Genomic DNA, 16,600 nt, shown 5'->3' with positions numbered 1-16,600 from the left:
TTGCGGAGGTCATGATGAAACTCGAATTTTCAATCTACCGTTATAACCCGGACGTCGATGACAAGCCGCGCATGCAGGATTACACCCTGGAGTCGGAAGACGGGCGCGACATGATGCTGCTGGATGCGCTGATTCGGCTGAAAGAGCAGGATCCAACGCTGGCGTTTCGTCGCTCGTGCCGCGAGGGTGTCTGCGGCTCAGATGGTCTGAACATGAACGGCAAAAATGGTCTGGCCTGCATTACTCCGGTCTCAGCACTGGGTAACGGCAGTAAAAAGATCGTGATTCGCCCGCTGCCAGGTCTGCCGGTGGTGCGCGATCTGGTGGTCGACATGAGCCAGTTCTATACGCAGTATGAGAAAATCAAACCGTTCCTGCTGAACAACGGTGAGAATCCGCCAGCGCGTGAGCATCTGCAGAGCCCGTCGGAGCGTGAGCACCTTGATGGCCTGTATGAGTGTATTCTCTGCGCCTGCTGCTCAACCTCCTGCCCGTCGTTCTGGTGGAACCCGGATAAGTTTATCGGTCCGGCCGGTCTGCTGGCTGCCTATCGCTTCCTGATTGACAGCCGCGACACGGAAACGGATGCGCGTCTCGACAATCTGAGTGATGCTTTCAGCGTATTCCGCTGTCACAGCATCATGAACTGTGTGAGCGTATGTCCGAAAGGGCTGAACCCGACGCGCGCCATCGGCCATATCAAGTCGATGCTGCTGCAGCGCGGGGCGTAAAGCTAAGAAGTCCTGCCGGGAACTCAGGTTCCCGGCAGCGTATGGAAGCCTCTATAAGCGCGGTGCTGACCACGCTTATAAAGGTTCCCTTACGGGCCCGGCGCCGGTAGCGCACAGGTTCGTATCGCTGAACTCACTACGGCAAGCCGTGAAAGCGGCAACAAATGAAACCTCATAAAAAGCAGCTTAATGCTTAAGGGATCACAATGCAGAACAGCGCGATGAAACCCTGGCTGGACTCCTCCTGGCTGGCCGGCGCGAACCAGTCTTACATAGAGCAACTCTATGAGGATTTCCTGACCGATCCTGACTCTGTTGATGAAGTGTGGCGCGACCTGTTCCAGCAGTTGCCAGGTACCGGCGTAAAACCAGAGCAGTTTCACTCCACGACGCGTGACTATTTCCGCCGCCTGGCGAAGGATGCCACCCGCTACACCTCTACCGTTACCGATCCGGCCGCTAACTCCAAACAGGTTAAAGTCCTGCAGCTGATTAACGCGTTCCGTTTCCGTGGCCATCAGCACGCTAATCTTGATCCGCTTGGCCTGTGGAAACAGGATATCGTGGCCGATCTCGACCCGGCCTTTCACGATCTGACCGACGCCGATTTTCAGGAAAGCTTCAACGTAGGCTCATTTGCGATTGGCAAAGAGACGATGAAGCTGGCCGATCTCTACGCCGCCCTGCAGCAGACCTACTGCGGGTCGATTGGCGCAGAGTATATGCACATCAACAATACTGAAGAGAAGCGCTGGATCCAGCAGCGTCTTGAATCAGTGGCTGGACAGGCTTCATTCAGCGCGGAAGAGAAAAAAGGCTTCCTGAAAGAGCTGACCGCAGCCGAAGGTCTGGAAAAATATCTTGGGGCGAAATTCCCCGGCGCCAAACGCTTCTCACTGGAAGGTGGCGATGCGCTGGTGCCTATGCTGCGCGAAATGATTCGCCACGCAGGGAAAAGCGGCACGCGCGAAGTGGTGCTGGGTATGGCGCACCGCGGACGTCTGAACGTGCTGATCAACGTACTGGGCAAAAAGCCGCAGGATCTGTTTGATGAGTTCGCCGGCAAGCACAAAGAGCATCTGGGTACCGGTGATGTGAAATACCACATGGGCTTCTCTTCCGATGTTGAAACCGAAGGGGGCCTGGTGCATCTGGCACTGGCGTTTAACCCGTCGCATCTGGAGATTGTCAGCCCGGTTGTCATGGGCTCCGTACGCGCCCGCCTCGATCGTCTCTCCGAGCCGGGCAGTAACAAAGTTCTGCCTATCACTATTCACGGTGACGCAGCGGTAATTGGTCAGGGTGTGGTGCAGGAAACCCTGAACATGTCGCAGGCGCGTGGTTATGAAGTTGGCGGTACGGTGCGTATTGTGATCAATAACCAGGTTGGCTTTACCACGTCAAATCCAAGAGATGCGCGCTCCACGCCTTATTGTACTGATATCGGTAAGATGGTGCTGGCACCTATTTTCCACGTGAACGCGGACGATCCGGAAGCCGTTGCTTTTGTTACCCGTCTGGCGCTCGACTACCGCAACACCTTTAAGCGTGATGTCTTTATCGATCTAGTCTGCTATCGCCGTCATGGCCATAACGAAGCGGATGAGCCAAGTGCAACGCAGCCGCTGATGTATCAGAAGATTAAAAAGCATCCGACGCCGCGTAAACTTTACGCCGACCGGCTGCAGAGCCAGGGCGTAGCCTCGCAGGAAGATGCCACTGAACTGGTTAACCTCTATCGCGATGCGCTGGATGCCGGTGAGTGCGTGGTGCCGGAATGGCGCCCGATGAGCCTGCACTCGTTTACCTGGTCCCCTTATCTCAACCACGAGTGGGATGAGAGCTACCCGGAAACGGTTGAGCTGAAACGCCTGCAGGAGCTGGCGCGCCGTATCAGCACGGTTCCGGAAGCGGTTGAAGTGCAGTCGCGCGTGGCCAAAATTTACAACGACCGCAAAGAGATGGCGGAAGGCAACAAACCGTTTGACTGGGGCGGGGCAGAGAATCTGGCCTACGCCACGCTGGTGGATGAAGGCATTCCGGTGCGTCTCTCTGGCGAAGATTCCGGACGCGGCACCTTCTTCCACCGCCATGCGGTGATCCACAACCAGCTGAATGGCTCTACCTATACGCCGCTGCACCATATTCATAATGGTCAGGGAGAGTTCAAAGTCTGGGACTCCGTGCTGTCGGAAGAGGCGGTACTGGCGTTTGAATATGGCTACGCCACCGCAGAGCCGCGCGTGCTGACCATCTGGGAAGCGCAGTTTGGTGACTTTGCCAACGGCGCACAGGTGGTTATCGATCAGTTCATCAGCTCGGGCGAGCAGAAGTGGGGCCGCATGTGTGGCCTGGTGATGCTGCTGCCGCACGGCTATGAAGGTCAGGGTCCGGAGCACTCCTCAGCGCGCCTGGAGCGTTATCTGCAGCTCTGCGCTGAGCAGAATATGCAGGTTTGCGTGCCATCTACCCCGGCTCAGGTTTACCACATGCTGCGTCGTCAGGCGCTGCGCGGTATGCGCCGTCCGCTGATTGTGATGTCGCCGAAATCGCTGCTGCGTCATCCGCTGGCGATCTCCAGCCTGGACGATCTGGCAAACGGCAGCTTCCAGCCGGCGATTGGCGAGATCGATGCGCTCGATCCGCAGCAGGTTAAACGCGTGGTGCTCTGCTCCGGTAAGGTCTACTACGATCTGCTGGAACAGCGCCGCAAAAACGAGCAGAGCGATGTTGCCATTGTGCGCATCGAGCAGCTCTATCCTTTCCCGCACAAAGCGGTACAGGAAGCGTTAAAAGATTACGCCCATGTCCAGGATTTCGTCTGGTGTCAGGAAGAGCCGCTCAATCAGGGCGCATGGTATTGCAGTCAGCATCATTTCCGCGAAGTGGTTCCCTTTGGTGCGTCGCTGCGTTACGCAGGCCGTCCGGCATCTGCTTCACCGGCCGTGGGCTATATGTCCGTACATCAACAACAGCAGCAAGACCTGGTCAACGACGCGCTGAACCTTGGTTAATAAAAAGGAAAGAAAATGAGTAGCGTAGAAATTCTCGTTCCCGATTTACCTGAATCCGTAGCGGACGCAACGGTTGCAACCTGGCACAAAAAACCTGGCGATGCAGTCAGCCGTGATGAAGTGCTGGTCGAAATTGAAACCGATAAAGTGGTGCTGGAAGTTCCTGCTGCTGCTGATGGTATTCTGGAAGCCGTGCTGGAAGAAGAGGGTGCTACCGTCACCTCGCGCCAGCTGCTTGGTCGCCTGAAAGAGGGCAACAGCGGCGGGAAAGAGACCTCAGCGAAAGTTGAGAGCAATGAATCTGCACCGGCACAGCGCCAGTCCGCGTCGCTGGAAGAAGAGAGCAGCGACGCGCTGAGCCCTGCTGTACGCCGTCTGATCGCGGAAAACAATCTCGACGCCAGCCAAATCAAAGGCACCGGCGTGGGTGGCCGACTGACGCGCGAAGATATTGAAAAGCACCTGGCGAAAAAGCCGGAAGCGAAAGCGGCTCCGGCTGCTGAAGCGGCGGCTCCGGCTCCGGTTGCTAACCGCAGCGAGAAGCGCGTGCCGATGACCCGCCTGCGCAAACGCGTGGCTGAGCGTCTGCTGGAAGCGAAAAACAGCACCGCCATGCTGACCACGTTCAACGAAATCAACATGAAGCCCATCATGGATCTGCGCAAGCAGTATGGTGAGGCGTTTGAAAAACGTCACGGTGTACGCCTGGGCTTTATGTCCTTCTACATCAAAGCGGTCGTTGAAGCCCTGAAGCGCTTCCCGGAAGTGAACGCCTCTATCGATGGCGAAGATGTGGTGTACCACAACTACTTCGATGTCAGCATCGCCGTTTCTACGCCGCGCGGTCTGGTGACGCCAGTGCTGAAAGATGTGGATGCGCTGAGCATGGCGGATATCGAGAAGAAAATTAAAGAGCTGGCGGTGAAAGGCCGTGATGGCAAGCTGACAGTTGAAGAGCTGACCGGCGGTAACTTCACCATCACCAACGGCGGCGTGTTTGGTTCGCTGATGTCAACGCCAATCATTAACCCGCCGCAGAGCGCCATTCTGGGCATGCACGCCATTAAAGATCGTCCAATGGCGGTCAATGGTCAGGTGGTGATCCTGCCGATGATGTATCTGGCGCTCTCTTACGATCACCGTCTGATCGATGGCCGTGAATCGGTAGGCTATCTGGTCGCAGTGAAAGAGATGCTGGAAGATCCGGCTCGTCTGCTGCTGGATGTCTGATTTTCGCCGGGCGCGCAGCGATGCGCGCCCACATTTAAATGTTTCAGATCTGAATGGATAGAACATCATGAACTTACACGAATACCAGGCGAAGCAGCTGTTTGCACGGTATGGTATGCCAGCACCGACTGGTTATGCCTGCACCACGCCACGTGAAGCCGAAGAAGCCGCCTCAAAAATTGGCGCAGGCCCGTGGGTAGTGAAATGTCAGGTTCATGCCGGTGGCCGTGGTAAAGCGGGCGGCGTGAAGGTAGTGAAAAGTAAAGAAGAGATCCGTGCATTTGCTGAGCACTGGCTGGGTAAACGTCTGGTGACCTATCAGACAGATGCGCTGGGCCAGCCGGTTAACCAGATTCTGGTTGAAGCGGCAACCGATATCGATCAGGAACTCTATCTGGGTGCGGTCGTCGATCGCGCTACGCGCCGCGTGATCTTCATGGCATCAACCGAAGGCGGTGTGGAAATTGAAAAGGTGGCGGAAGAGACTCCGCACCTGATCCACAAAATGGCGCTCGACCCGTTAGCGGGACCGCAGCCATACCAGGGCCGCGAACTGGCGTTCAAACTGGGTCTGACCGGTAAGCAGGTCAGCCAGTTCACCAAAATCTTTATGGGTCTGGCTACCATGTTCCTGGAGCGCGATCTGGCGATGGTTGAGATCAACCCGCTGGTGATCACCAAGCAGGGCGACCTGATCTGCCTGGATGGCAAGCTGGGTGCAGACGGCAACGCGCTGTTCCGCCAGCCTGAACTGCGCGAAATGCGCGATCCAAGCCAGGAAGATCCACGCGAAGCGCACGCAACGCAGTGGGAGCTGAACTATGTCGCGCTGGAAGGCAACATTGGCTGTATGGTCAACGGCGCGGGTCTGGCGATGGGCACAATGGATATCGTGAAGCATCACGGTGGCCAGCCTGCAAACTTCCTTGATGTCGGCGGCGGCGCAACCAAAGAGCGCGTAACCGAAGCCTTCAAAATCATCCTCTCTGACGATGCGGTAAAAGCGGTATTCGTTAACATCTTCGGCGGTATTGTCCGTTGCGATCTGATCGCTGATGGCATCATCGGCGCAGTGGCAGAAGTGGGTGTCAACGTGCCGGTAGTGGTACGTCTGGAAGGTAACAACGCTGAGCTGGGCGCTAAGAAACTGGCGGACAGCGGTCTGAACATCATTGCAGCAACCAGCCTGACAGACGCGGCACAGCGTGTTGTTGCTGCAGCGGAGGGTAAATAATGTCCATTCTGATCGACAAGAACACCAAAGTCATCTGCCAGGGTTTCACCGGTGGCCAGGGGACTTTTCACTCTGAGCAGGCGCTGGCCTATGGCACGCAGCTGGTTGGCGGCGTAACGCCAGGTAAAGGCGGCACTACCCATCTGGGCCTGCCGGTGTTCAATACCGTGCGTGAAGCGGTAGAAGCGACCGGCGCAACGGCCACGGTTATCTACGTTCCGGCTCCGTTTTGCAAAGACGGTATCCTGGAAGCGATCGACGCGGGCATCAAGCTGATCATCACCATCACTGAAGGTATCCCGACGCTGGATATGCTGACTGTGAAAATGAAGCTGGATGAAGCAGGCGTGCGCATGATTGGCCCTAACTGCCCTGGCGTGATCACCCCAGGCGAATGCAAAATCGGCATTATGCCAGGCCACATTCACCAGCCAGGCCGCGTGGGCATCGTGTCACGTTCCGGCACCCTGACCTATGAAGCGGTTAAGCAGACCACAGATATTGGCTATGGCCAGTCTACCTGTGTCGGTATCGGTGGCGACCCGATCCCGGGCTCTAACTTCATCGATATTCTGCAGATGTTCCAGGACGATCCGCAGACCGAAGCGATTGTGATGATCGGTGAAATCGGCGGCAGCGCGGAAGAAGAAGCGGCAGCCTTTATCAAAGAGCACGTCACCAAGCCGGTTGTCGGCTATATCGCAGGCGTAACGGCGCCGAAAGGCAAACGTATGGGCCATGCTGGCGCCATCATTGCCGGCGGTAAAGGCACGGCTGACGAGAAGTTTGCTGCGCTGGAAGCGGCAGGTGTGAAAACTGTCCGCAGCCTGGCCGATATCGGTGATGCGGTAAAAGCAGTTCTGCCTGCTAACTGATTGCGCTGACTGAATAAGCATAAGCCACCTGCGGGTGGCTTTTTTTATGCCTGCAGCGTAGCGGTTTTTATTTATTATCCTGCGCGGCGGATTTTAAAGTTAATAACTCACAGAAAAGGTAATCGTAATTTTAATTAAACGCGGCAGCTTTTGACATCGCTTTAACAACTCTTTCAGGATACATATTCGTAAACTTTATATCTTAATCCAGATCAAATAATAGCGTGTTATAGCAAACTTTACTGCTGGCTAAAAACAACCCGGCCGGTATAAATTGCGCTGCATCAAATCACAGTTTTGCCACGGATAACAGCCGTCTGAGTCGTATGCCCCCGGATCAATATTGTGGCATCTGACGCTGACGCCTGCATGACAGAAATGTGAGGCGATATTTTCAGGGAATTATCACCACTATTACTCGCTCATTTCGGGCCGCAGATTGCGCTATCTGCGGGTAATAAAACCGGAATTAATAATCAGCCGTTCCTGCACGCTGTTGCGCCGTTTACCGTCCGGCAACACAGCGGCATGCGAAGAGTAAGGAGTTCTCATGTTAGATATTGTCGAGCTGTCGCGCTTACAGTTTGCCCTGACGGCGATGTACCACTTTCTGTTCGTACCATTAACGCTGGGTATGGCGTTTCTGCTGGCGATCATGGAAACCGTCTACGTGCTGTCGGGCAAACAGATTTATAAAGATATGACCAAATTCTGGGGCAAGTTGTTTGGCATCAACTTTGCGCTGGGCGTGGCCACCGGACTTACCATGGAGTTCCAGTTCGGCACTAACTGGTCCTATTACTCCCACTACGTCGGCGATATTTTCGGGGCGCCGCTGGCCATCGAAGGATTAATGGCGTTCTTTCTTGAATCCACCTTTGTCGGGCTGTTTTTCTTTGGCTGGGATCGGCTGGGCAAAGTTCAGCATCTGGCGGTCACCTGGCTGGTGGCGCTGGGATCCAACCTCTCTGCGCTCTGGATCCTGGTGGCCAATGGCTGGATGCAAAATCCCATCGCCGCAGCATTCAACGCTGAAACCATGCGTATGGAAATGCTGAGCTTTTCAGAGCTGGTGCTTAACCCGGTCGCACAGGTGAAATTTGTGCATACCGTGGCAGCGGGCTATACCGCTGGCGCCATGTTTGTTCTGGGGATCAGCGGCTGGTATCTGCTTAAAGGGCGTAATGTGGCGTTTGCCCGCCGCTCCTTTGCCATTGCGGCCAGTTTTGGCATGGCGGCGGTGCTCTCGGTGATTGTACTCGGCGATGAGTCGGGCTACGAGATGGGGGATGTCCAGAAAACCAAACTGGCTGCAATCGAGGCGGAGTGGGAGACCCAGCCGGCACCCGCCGCCTTTACGCTATTTGGTATACCGAATCAGGAGACGCAGGAGAACAAATATGCGATTCAGATTCCGTATCTGCTTGGCCTTATCGCCACGCGCTCAGTGGATAAACCCGTTACCGGCCTGAAAGAACTGCAGGCGCAGCATGAGGTGCGGATCCGTAACGGCATCAAAGCGTATGGCCTGCTCAATGCGCTGCGCAGCGGCAATCAGGACCCGGAAGTCCGCCGCGCGTTTGAAGCCAGCAAGCAGGATCTTGGCTACGGCCTGCTGCTTAAGCGCTACACCCCGACGGTCACCGATGCCAGCGAAGCGCAGATACAACAGGCGGTGAAAGACGCCATTCCGCGCGTGGCGCCGCTCTATTTTGCCTTCCGTATCATGGTGCTGTGCGGCGCGCTGTTGCTGGCGATTATTGCCCTCTCATTCTGGAGCGTAGTCCGCGACCGGATCGGTCAGCAGCGCTGGCTGCTGAAAGCCGCACTGTATGGCATTCCGCTGCCGTGGATCGCTATCGAGGCGGGCTGGTTTGTTGCGGAGTACGGGCGTCAGCCGTGGGCAATCGGTGAAGTGTTACCCACCGCCGTAGCGAACTCTTCGCTGACCGTGGGAGACGTGCTGTTTTCGATGACGCTGATTTGCGGACTCTACACGCTGTTTCTGGTGGCAGAGATGTATCTGATGTTCCGGTTTGCCCGCCTGGGGCCGGGCAGCCTGAAAACCGGCCGCTATCACAATGAATCAGTGCAGATCGCTACGCAGCCAGAGCGCGGCTAAAGGAGAGCAACCATGTTTGACTACGAAGTGTTACGTTTTGTCTGGTGGCTGCTGATTGGCATACTGCTGATCGGCTTTGCCGTGGCGGACGGTTTTGATATGGGGGTCGGTATGCTGACGCCCGTGCTCGGACGCAGCGACACCGAGCGCCGTATTATGATCAACACGATTGCACCGCACTGGGACGGCAATCAGGTCTGGCTGATCACGGCTGGCGGTGCGCTGTTTGCCGCCTGGCCCATGGTCTATGCCGCCGCCTTCTCTGGTTTCTATGTCGCCATGATTCTGGTGCTCGCCTCGCTCTTTTTTCGCCCGGTGGGTTTTGATTATCGATCCAAAATTGAAGACAGGCGCTGGCGTGCCGTGTGGGACTGGGGCATCTTTGCCGGCAGTTTTGTTCCGCCGCTGGTGATAGGCGTCGCCTTTGGCAATCTGCTGCAGGGGGTGCCGTTTCATGCAGATAGCTATCTGCGTCTGTTCTATACCGGCAATTTCTTCCAGCTGCTCAATCCATTTGGCCTGCTGGCGGGAGTCATCAGCGTGGCGATGATCCTGACCCAGGGCGCCACCTATCTGCAGATGCGCACCTGCGGTGAGCTGCATTTACGTGCGCGCAGCGCGGCGCAGGCGGGGGCGCTGGTGATGCTCATCGCCTTTGTGCTGGCGGGCTTGTGGGTAAAATATGGCCTTGACGGCTATGTAGTGAAAAGCGTTATCGATCACCACGCAGCCTCTAATCCACTGGGCAAAGAGGTGGTGCGCGAGGCGGGTGCCTGGCTGCGTAATTTTGAGCAGATGCCGCTGCTGTGGGCGTTTCCGCTGCTGGGCGCTGTTCTGCCGCTGCTTACACTACTTTGTTCGCGCGGCGAGCGGGGCGCCTGGGCATTCATCTTCTCTTCCCTGACGCTGGCCTGCGTCATCATGACCGCCGGTATTGCGCTGTTCCCGTTTATCATGCCCTCCAGCACCGTGCCGGGTAGCAGCCTGACCCTCTGGGATGCCACCTCCAGCCTGCTGACGCTGAAGATTATGACCATTGCCGCACTCATCTTTGTGCCGATCATTCTGGCCTACACCAGCTGGTGCTACTACAAAATGTTCGGTCGCATTACCCAAGATGATATTGAACGCAACACGCACTCTCTCTACTGATTAAGGAGCTTTTGCATGTGGTATTTTGCCTGGATCCTCGGCACGCTGCTGGCCTGCGCATTAGGTGTGATCACCGCCCTGGCGCTGGAGCAGAGAGATGCAAACCGTGCACAGGATGACAACGCCTGATCGGTCAGCATGCTGGCCGGTAGCATGGGGTAATAAAGGGGTCCGGACGGGCCCTTTTTTTGTGCCTGTTAACGGCACACTCGCCTGACTGCAGACCAGGACTTTTGTCAGTATCAGGTCAGGAAATGTTGAGTAATTCCTTCTGGTTGTTACCGTCAGATAATTATTTTCTTCTGGCTCTGGCGGACCATTCCCAAGCGGATCGCTCTTGCGTATAGTAGCAACGTTTAAAAATGAGACCGGGATGTAGAGTGAGTACAACGCTGTTTCGCTGGCCGGTGCGGGTCTACTATGAAGATACCGATGCCGGAGGTGTGGTTTACCACGCCAGCTATCTTGCTTTTTATGAACGAGCACGTACCGAAATGCTGCGTCAGCGCCATTTCAATCAACACGTCCTGTTAGAAGAGCAGGTCGCATTTGTGGTACGGCGCATGACGGTGGAGTTCATTGCCGCGGCTCGCCTTGATGACCTTCTGGAGATACAGACCGAAGTGACCTCAATGACCCGCGCAACCATGACCTTCACCCAGCGTATCGTCAATGCTGAAGGCAGGGTGCTCAACGAGGCGGATGTCCTGATCGCCTGCATTAACCCACACCTGATGAAGCCGATTGCGCTTCCCAAGTCTATTGTCGCGGAGTTCAAGCAGTGACTGACATGAATGTTCTTGATTTGTTCCTGAAGGCGAGCCTTCTGGTCAAACTTATCATGTTGATTTTGATCGGCTTTTCTATTGCCTCCTGGGCAATCATCATCCAGCGTACGCGCATTCTGAATGCGGCAGGACGCGAAGCGGACGCCTTTGAAGATAAGTTCTGGTCCGGTATCGAACTCTCGCGTCTCTATCAGGAGAGCCAGGGGCGTCGTGATGAGCTGGGCGGTTCGGAACAAATTTTCTACGCTGGCTTTAAAGAGTTTGCCCGCCTGCATCGCGTAAACAGCCATGCGCCGGAAGCGGTGGTAGAGGGCGCCAGCCGCGCCATGCGTATCTCTATGAATCGCGAGCTGGAAGCGCTGGAGACCCATATTCCTTTCCTCGGCACCGTGGGTTCTATCAGCCCTTATATCGGTCTGTTTGGTACCGTATGGGGGATCATGCACGCTTTCATCGCGCTGGGCGCAGTCAAGCAGGCCACGCTGCAGATGGTGGCACCGGGTATCGCAGAAGCGCTGATCGCCACTGCAATCGGCCTGTTTGCCGCGATCCCGGCGGTCATGGCCTATAACCGTCTGAACCAGCGCGTCAACAAGCTGGAGCAGGGTTACGATAATTTTATGGAAGAGTTCACGGCTATCCTGCATCGTCAGGCTTTCTCTAGCGACAATACGAAGTAAGTCGAGGTTTACGATGGCCAGAACCCGTGGTCGCGGACGCCGCGATCTTAAGTCGGAAATCAACATTGTTCCGCTGCTCGATGTGCTGCTGGTGCTGCTGCTTATCTTTATGGCAACCGCGCCAATCATTACGCAGAGCGTGGAAGTTGATCTGCCGGACGCCACTGACTCCAAAACGGTTGCCAGCGATGATAATCCGCCGGTAATTGTTGAAGTGGCCGGTGTAGGACAATACAGCCTGGTGGTGGATCACGATCGTATGACCCAGCTGCCGCCTGAGCAGGTTGTGAGTGAAGCGCAGCGTCGTATTGAAGCCAATCCTAAAACCGTGTTTCTGATTGGCGGGGCCAAAGATGTGCCTTACGACGAAATCATTAAAGCGCTGAACCTGCTTCATCAGGCTGGCGTCAAATCAGTCGGTCTGATGACGCAGCCGATTTAACGCGACTTGTTTTTGGGAACCGAGAGTGTCGAAGGCAACCGAACAGAACCAGAAGTTGAAACGCGCAATTATCGTTTCGGTGGCGCTGCACATCGTGCTGATTGCGCTGCTGATCTGGAGCTCGTTCAACGAACATATTGAAGCGAGCGGCGGCGGCGGCGGTAGCGATATTGATGCCGTCATGGTCGATCCCGGGGCTGTGGTTGAACAATATAATCGTCAGCAAAATCAGCAGAGCGACAGCCAGCGTGCGGAACAGCAGCGGAAAAAGCAGGCGCAGCAGCAGGCGGAAGAGCTACAGCAGAAGCAGGCCGCCGAGCAGCAGCGTCTGAAAGCGCTGGAAAAAGAGCGGCTGCAGGCGCAGCAGGAAGCGAAAGAGCAGGCTAAACAGCAGGCTGAGCAGCAGAAAGCGGCCGAAACGGCTGCAAAGCAGGCTCAGGAGCAGCAAAAAGCGGCTGAAGCCGCTGCCGCACAGGCGAAAGCGGATGCGAAAGCAGAAGCAGACGCGCGCGCTAAAGCAGCAGCAGAAGCGAAAGCAACCGCAGCGGCTGAAGCGAAGCAGGCTGCTGCCGAGGCGAAGAAACAGGCAGAAGAGCAGGCGAAAGCAGCGGCAGCGGATGCTGCAAAAGAGAAAGCGGCAGAGCAGGCGAAAGCGGCAGCTGAGGCGAAAGCTAAAGCACAGGCGGAAGCGAAAGCGCAGGCAGCGGCCGATGCCAAAGCTAAAGCAGCGGCAGAGGCGAAAGCCAAAGCTGCGCAGGAAGCCAAAGAGAAAGCAGCAGAGGCGGCGAAGGAGAAAGCTGCGGAAGCTGCTAAAGAGAAAGCAGCTGAAGCGGCTAAAGAGAAGGCGGCCGCTGAGGCAAAAGCGAAAGCAGACGCCGCTGCCAAAGCGAAAGCGGATGCAGCCGCTAAAGCAAAAGCAGATGCAGCGGCGAAAGCCAAAGCAGCCGCGGACGCGAAGAAAAAGGCTGCTGCTGAAGCCGCGCAGGGCGAAAGCGATGTTGACGATCTGCTGGGCGGCCTCTCCTCCGGTAAAAACGCGCCGAAGAGTGGCGCTGCAGCCGGCGGCGGTGGTGCAGCAGGGCAGGGCAATCAGAAGAAAGCGGGTGCATCGGGTGCTGAGGTCAACGCCTATCTGGGCCAGATCACCAGCGCCATCCAAAGCCGCTTCTATGATGCCGATCTCTATCGCGGTAAGAGCTGCGATTTACGTATTAAGCTGGCACCCGATGGGCTGCTGATTGATGTGAAATCGGAAGGGGGCGATCCGGCACTTTGCCAGGCTGCCATTGCCGCTGCGAAGCAGGCGCGTATTCCTAAGCCACCTTCGCAGGCGGTGTATGAAGTGTTTAAAAACGCACCAATGCGTTTCAGGCCGCAATAATGCAGTAACGTACGGCAGGTTGAACTAAGGTTAGCTTGCCGTATTCTATAAAATACTCGTGTTTTTTCAGGAACTGTGCGAATTATCGTGAACTCAGGTTCAGGTAAGGGAGATAAGATGAAGCAGGCACTTCGTGTAACCTTAGGTTTTTTTGTACTGCTGTGGGCCGCTGTGCTGCACGCAGAAGTACGCATTGAAATTACGCAGGGCGTTAACACTGCCCGTCCGATTGGTGTAGTACCGTTTAAATGGGCCGGACCTGGCGCGGCGCCAGAAGATGTCGGCGGTATTGTGGCAGCTGACGTGCGCAACAGTGGTAAATTTAATCCGCTGGATCGCTCACGTCTGCCGCAGCAGCCCGGCAGTGCGCAGGAAGTTCAGCCTGCCGCATGGAGCGCGCTGGGTATTGATGCCGTGGTGGTCGGTCAGGTCTCACCTAACGCCGATGGCAGCTATCAGGTCGCCTATCAGCTGGTCGACACCGGTGGTGCACCGGGCAGCGTACTGGCACAAAACTCCTTCAAAGTAACAAAACAGTGGCTGCGGTATGCGGCGCATACCGCCAGTGACGAAGTCTTTGAGAAGCTGACCGGCATTAAAGGCGCATTCCGCACCCGTATCGCTTATGTTGTGCAGACCAACGGCGGCCAGTTCCCGTATGAGCTGCGCGTGTCTGACTACGATGGTTACAACCAGTTTGTGGTACACCGTTCACCGCAGCCGCTGATGTCACCGGCCTGGTCACCTGACGGCAGCAAACTGGCCTACGTTACGTTTGAGAGTGGCAAATCAGCGCTGGTGATCCAGACGCTGGCAAATGGCGCTATTCGTCAGGTTGCCTCCTTCCCGCGTCACAACGGTGCACCATCGTTCTCACCGGATGGTTCTAAGCTGGCTTTCGCCCTCTCTAAAACGGGCAGCCTGAATCTCTATGTAATGGACCTGGGCTCAGGTCAGATCCGTCAGGTAACAGACGGCCGCTATAACAGCACTGAGCCAACCTGGTTCCCGGATAGCCAGACCCTGGCGTATACCTCGGATCAGGCGGGTGCACCGCAGATTTATAAAGTCGGTGTTAACGGCGGCGCGCCACAGCGTATTACCTGGGAAGGCAAACAGAACCAGGATGCGGATGTGTCGACCGACGGTAAAACCATGGTGATGATCAGCAGCGCCGGTGGCGCGCAGCACGTCGCCAAACAGGATCTGGAAACGGGAGCCGTTCAGACGTTAACGGACACGTTCCTGGATGAAACGCCAAGTCTGGCACCAAACGGCACCATGGTTATCTACAGCTCTACTCAGGGGATGGGATCCGTGCTGCAGCTGGTTTCAACTGACGGGCGTTTCAAAGCGCGTCTTCCGGCAACTGATGGACAGGTAAAATCACCTGCCTGGTCGCCGTATCTGTGATGCATCGCTCCCTTGCCTCGTCGGCGGAGGAGTCAATGTATGGCAAACAAAATAATAGGATAAAGAAATGCAACTGAACAAAATGCTGAAGGGTTTAATGCTGGCTCTGCCAGTGATTGCAGTCGCTGCTTGTAGCTCACACAAAAACAACAACAACGATCAGTCCGGTATGGGTGCTGATGGTGCGTACGGTGCGGGCTCTGGCGCTGGCATGAACGGCGGCAACATGTCTTCTGACGAGCAGGCGCGTCTGCAGATGCAGCAGCTGCAGCAGAACAACATCGTTTACTTCGGTCTGGACAAGTATGACGTGCAGTCTGACTATGCTCAGATGCTGGATCAGCACGCAGCTTTCCTGCGCGGCAACCCGTCTTACAAAGTGACTATCGAAGGTCATGCGGATGAGCGTGGCACGCCAGAGTACAACATCGCGCTGGGCGAGCGTCGTGCTAACGCAGTGAAAATGTATCTGCAGGGCAAAGGCGTCTCTGCCGATCAGATGTCTATCGTATCTTACGGTAAAGAGAAACCAGCCGTACTGGGCCATGACGAATCAGCGTATGCTAAAAACCGTCGTGCCGTACTGGTTTACTAAGAGAATCATATGATTAGTAACTTCAGACTATCCCTTGCGGGTCTGTCGTTACTGGTTGGCGTAGCGGCCCCCTGGGCCGCTAATGCCCAGGCGTCAATCAGTAGCGTTGGCTCAGGCTCGGTCGAAGACCGTGTCACCACTCTTGAACGTATCTCCAATGCTCAGGCGCAGCTGCTGCAGCAGTTACAGCAGCAGATGAGCGATAATCAGAGCGACATCGATTCCCTGCGCGGGCAGATCCAGCAGAACAGCTATCAGCTTAACCAGGCGGTTGAGCGTCAGAAGCAGCTTTACCAGCAGCTCGACACGTTAAGCAGCAGCCAGTCCGCTGCACAGAGCGGCGGTAACGCTGATGCTGCCGGTGCCGCAGCGGGAAACGCTGATGCGGGTAGCAGTAATACGGCTGCCGCACCTGCACAAACCGGCGATGCAAATACCGATTACAACGCTGCCGTCGCGCTGATTCTGGAGAAGAAGCAGTACGATCAGGCTATCTCTGCACTGCAGGCATGGGTGAAGAAGTATCCTGACTCTACCTATCAGCCAAATGCCAACTACTGGCTGGGGCAGCTGCATTACAACAAAGGCAAGAAGGATGATGCGGCTTACTATTTTGCCACGGTGGTGAAGAACTATCCCAAATCACCGAAAGCGGCGGAAGCGCTGTTTAAGGTTGGCGTGATCATGCAGGATAAAAAAGACACGGCAAAAGCCAAAGCGGTTTATCAGCAGGTGATCAAGCAGTTCCCGGATAGTGAGTCAGCAAAGCAGGCGCAAAAGCGGCTGGCCGGATTGTAATTTGTACGAAAAAGACCAGATTTCGCCTGATTTCTGGTCTTGCCGCCTGAAAGGTAAGCAGTTGAGCTATCTGCGGGAAAATAAGGGTTGCGCCCTCCCGCTAAATCAGTAATATATGCCGCCGTTGCCGGGACATATGTAAATG

15 protein-coding genes are annotated in these 16,600 nt (G+C 55.8%); all 15 read left to right on the top strand.

Annotation, left to right across the window (positions count from 1 at the left end):
• Positions 1–14 precede the first annotated feature (14 nt).
• A complete protein-coding gene (locus FS690_RS06170; RefSeq protein WP_039383229.1) occupies positions 15–731 on the top strand; it encodes a succinate dehydrogenase iron-sulfur subunit in 717 nt (238 codons plus the stop codon).
• Between the two features lie 206 nt (positions 732–937).
• Positions 938–3,745, top strand: a complete 2,808-nt coding sequence (gene sucA / locus FS690_RS06165) for a 2-oxoglutarate dehydrogenase E1 component (RefSeq protein WP_108569694.1) — start codon at positions 938–940, stop codon at positions 3,743–3,745.
• Positions 3,746–3,760: 15 nt separating this feature from the next.
• Positions 3,761–4,975 (top strand): 2-oxoglutarate dehydrogenase complex dihydrolipoyllysine-residue succinyltransferase, encoded by a 1,215-nt coding sequence (gene odhB / locus FS690_RS06160; protein WP_039383234.1) that lies wholly within the window; start codon positions 3,761–3,763, stop codon positions 4,973–4,975.
• A gap of 67 nt (positions 4,976–5,042) precedes the next feature.
• A complete protein-coding gene (gene sucC, locus FS690_RS06155) occupies positions 5,043–6,209 on the top strand; it encodes an ADP-forming succinate--CoA ligase subunit beta (RefSeq protein ID WP_039383235.1) in 1,167 nt (388 codons plus the stop codon).
• Entirely contained in the window at positions 6,209–7,084 is an 876-nt protein-coding gene (gene sucD / locus FS690_RS06150; protein WP_039383236.1) for a succinate--CoA ligase subunit alpha, read from the top strand. Before sucC ends, sucD begins: the two co-directional genes overlap by 1 nt.
• Positions 7,085–7,634: 550 nt before the next feature.
• Positions 7,635–9,206, top strand: coding sequence for a cytochrome ubiquinol oxidase subunit I (gene cydA / locus FS690_RS06145; RefSeq protein WP_145339200.1), 1,572 nt, complete (start codon positions 7,635–7,637; stop codon positions 9,204–9,206).
• A gap of 12 nt (positions 9,207–9,218) precedes the next feature.
• Positions 9,219–10,358: a cytochrome d ubiquinol oxidase subunit II gene (cydB, locus tag FS690_RS06140; protein WP_039383238.1), complete on the top strand. Its 1,140-nt coding sequence runs from the start codon at positions 9,219–9,221 to the stop codon at positions 10,356–10,358.
• A 15-nt stretch (positions 10,359–10,373) separates the two neighbouring features.
• The gene (gene cydX, locus FS690_RS06135) at positions 10,374–10,487 is read left to right on the top strand and encodes a cytochrome bd-I oxidase subunit CydX (protein WP_071668990.1); all 114 of its coding nucleotides are present in this window, start codon (positions 10,374–10,376) and stop codon (positions 10,485–10,487) included.
• Positions 10,488–10,738: 251 nt separating this feature from the next.
• Positions 10,739–11,143 (top strand): tol-pal system-associated acyl-CoA thioesterase, encoded by a 405-nt coding sequence (ybgC, locus tag FS690_RS06130; RefSeq protein ID WP_039383240.1) that lies wholly within the window; start codon positions 10,739–10,741, stop codon positions 11,141–11,143.
• Positions 11,140–11,826, top strand: coding sequence for a Tol-Pal system protein TolQ (tolQ, locus tag FS690_RS06125; protein WP_039383242.1), 687 nt, complete (start codon positions 11,140–11,142; stop codon positions 11,824–11,826). Before ybgC ends, tolQ begins: the two co-directional genes overlap by 4 nt.
• 13 nt (positions 11,827–11,839) lie before the next feature.
• Entirely contained in the window at positions 11,840–12,268 is a 429-nt protein-coding gene (tolR, locus tag FS690_RS06120; protein WP_039383244.1) for a colicin uptake protein TolR, read from the top strand.
• Between the two features lie 25 nt (positions 12,269–12,293).
• The gene (gene tolA, locus FS690_RS06115; RefSeq protein WP_039383246.1) at positions 12,294–13,649 is read left to right on the top strand and encodes a cell envelope integrity protein TolA; all 1,356 of its coding nucleotides are present in this window, start codon (positions 12,294–12,296) and stop codon (positions 13,647–13,649) included.
• Positions 13,650–13,766: 117 nt separating this feature from the next.
• Complete coding sequence (tolB, locus tag FS690_RS06110; RefSeq protein WP_039383247.1) at positions 13,767–15,062, top strand: Tol-Pal system beta propeller repeat protein TolB; 1,296 nt, start codon at positions 13,767–13,769, stop codon at positions 15,060–15,062.
• 67 nt (positions 15,063–15,129) lie between these two features.
• Positions 15,130–15,657 (top strand): peptidoglycan-associated lipoprotein Pal, encoded by a 528-nt coding sequence (gene pal, locus FS690_RS06105; RefSeq protein ID WP_039383250.1) that lies wholly within the window; start codon positions 15,130–15,132, stop codon positions 15,655–15,657.
• A gap of 9 nt (positions 15,658–15,666) precedes the next feature.
• Positions 15,667–16,455, top strand: a complete 789-nt coding sequence (gene cpoB / locus FS690_RS06100; RefSeq protein WP_071668993.1) for a cell division protein CpoB — start codon at positions 15,667–15,669, stop codon at positions 16,453–16,455.
• The last annotated feature ends 145 nt before the right edge of the window (positions 16,456–16,600 follow it).

Source organism: Pantoea sp. PSNIH1 (assembly GCF_007680655.1).
Taxonomy (GTDB): domain Bacteria; phylum Pseudomonadota; class Gammaproteobacteria; order Enterobacterales; family Enterobacteriaceae; genus Pantoea; species Pantoea eucrina.
The sequence above is the reverse complement of the archived record's forward strand: the minus strand, read 5'-3'. Positions and strand labels throughout refer to the sequence as shown.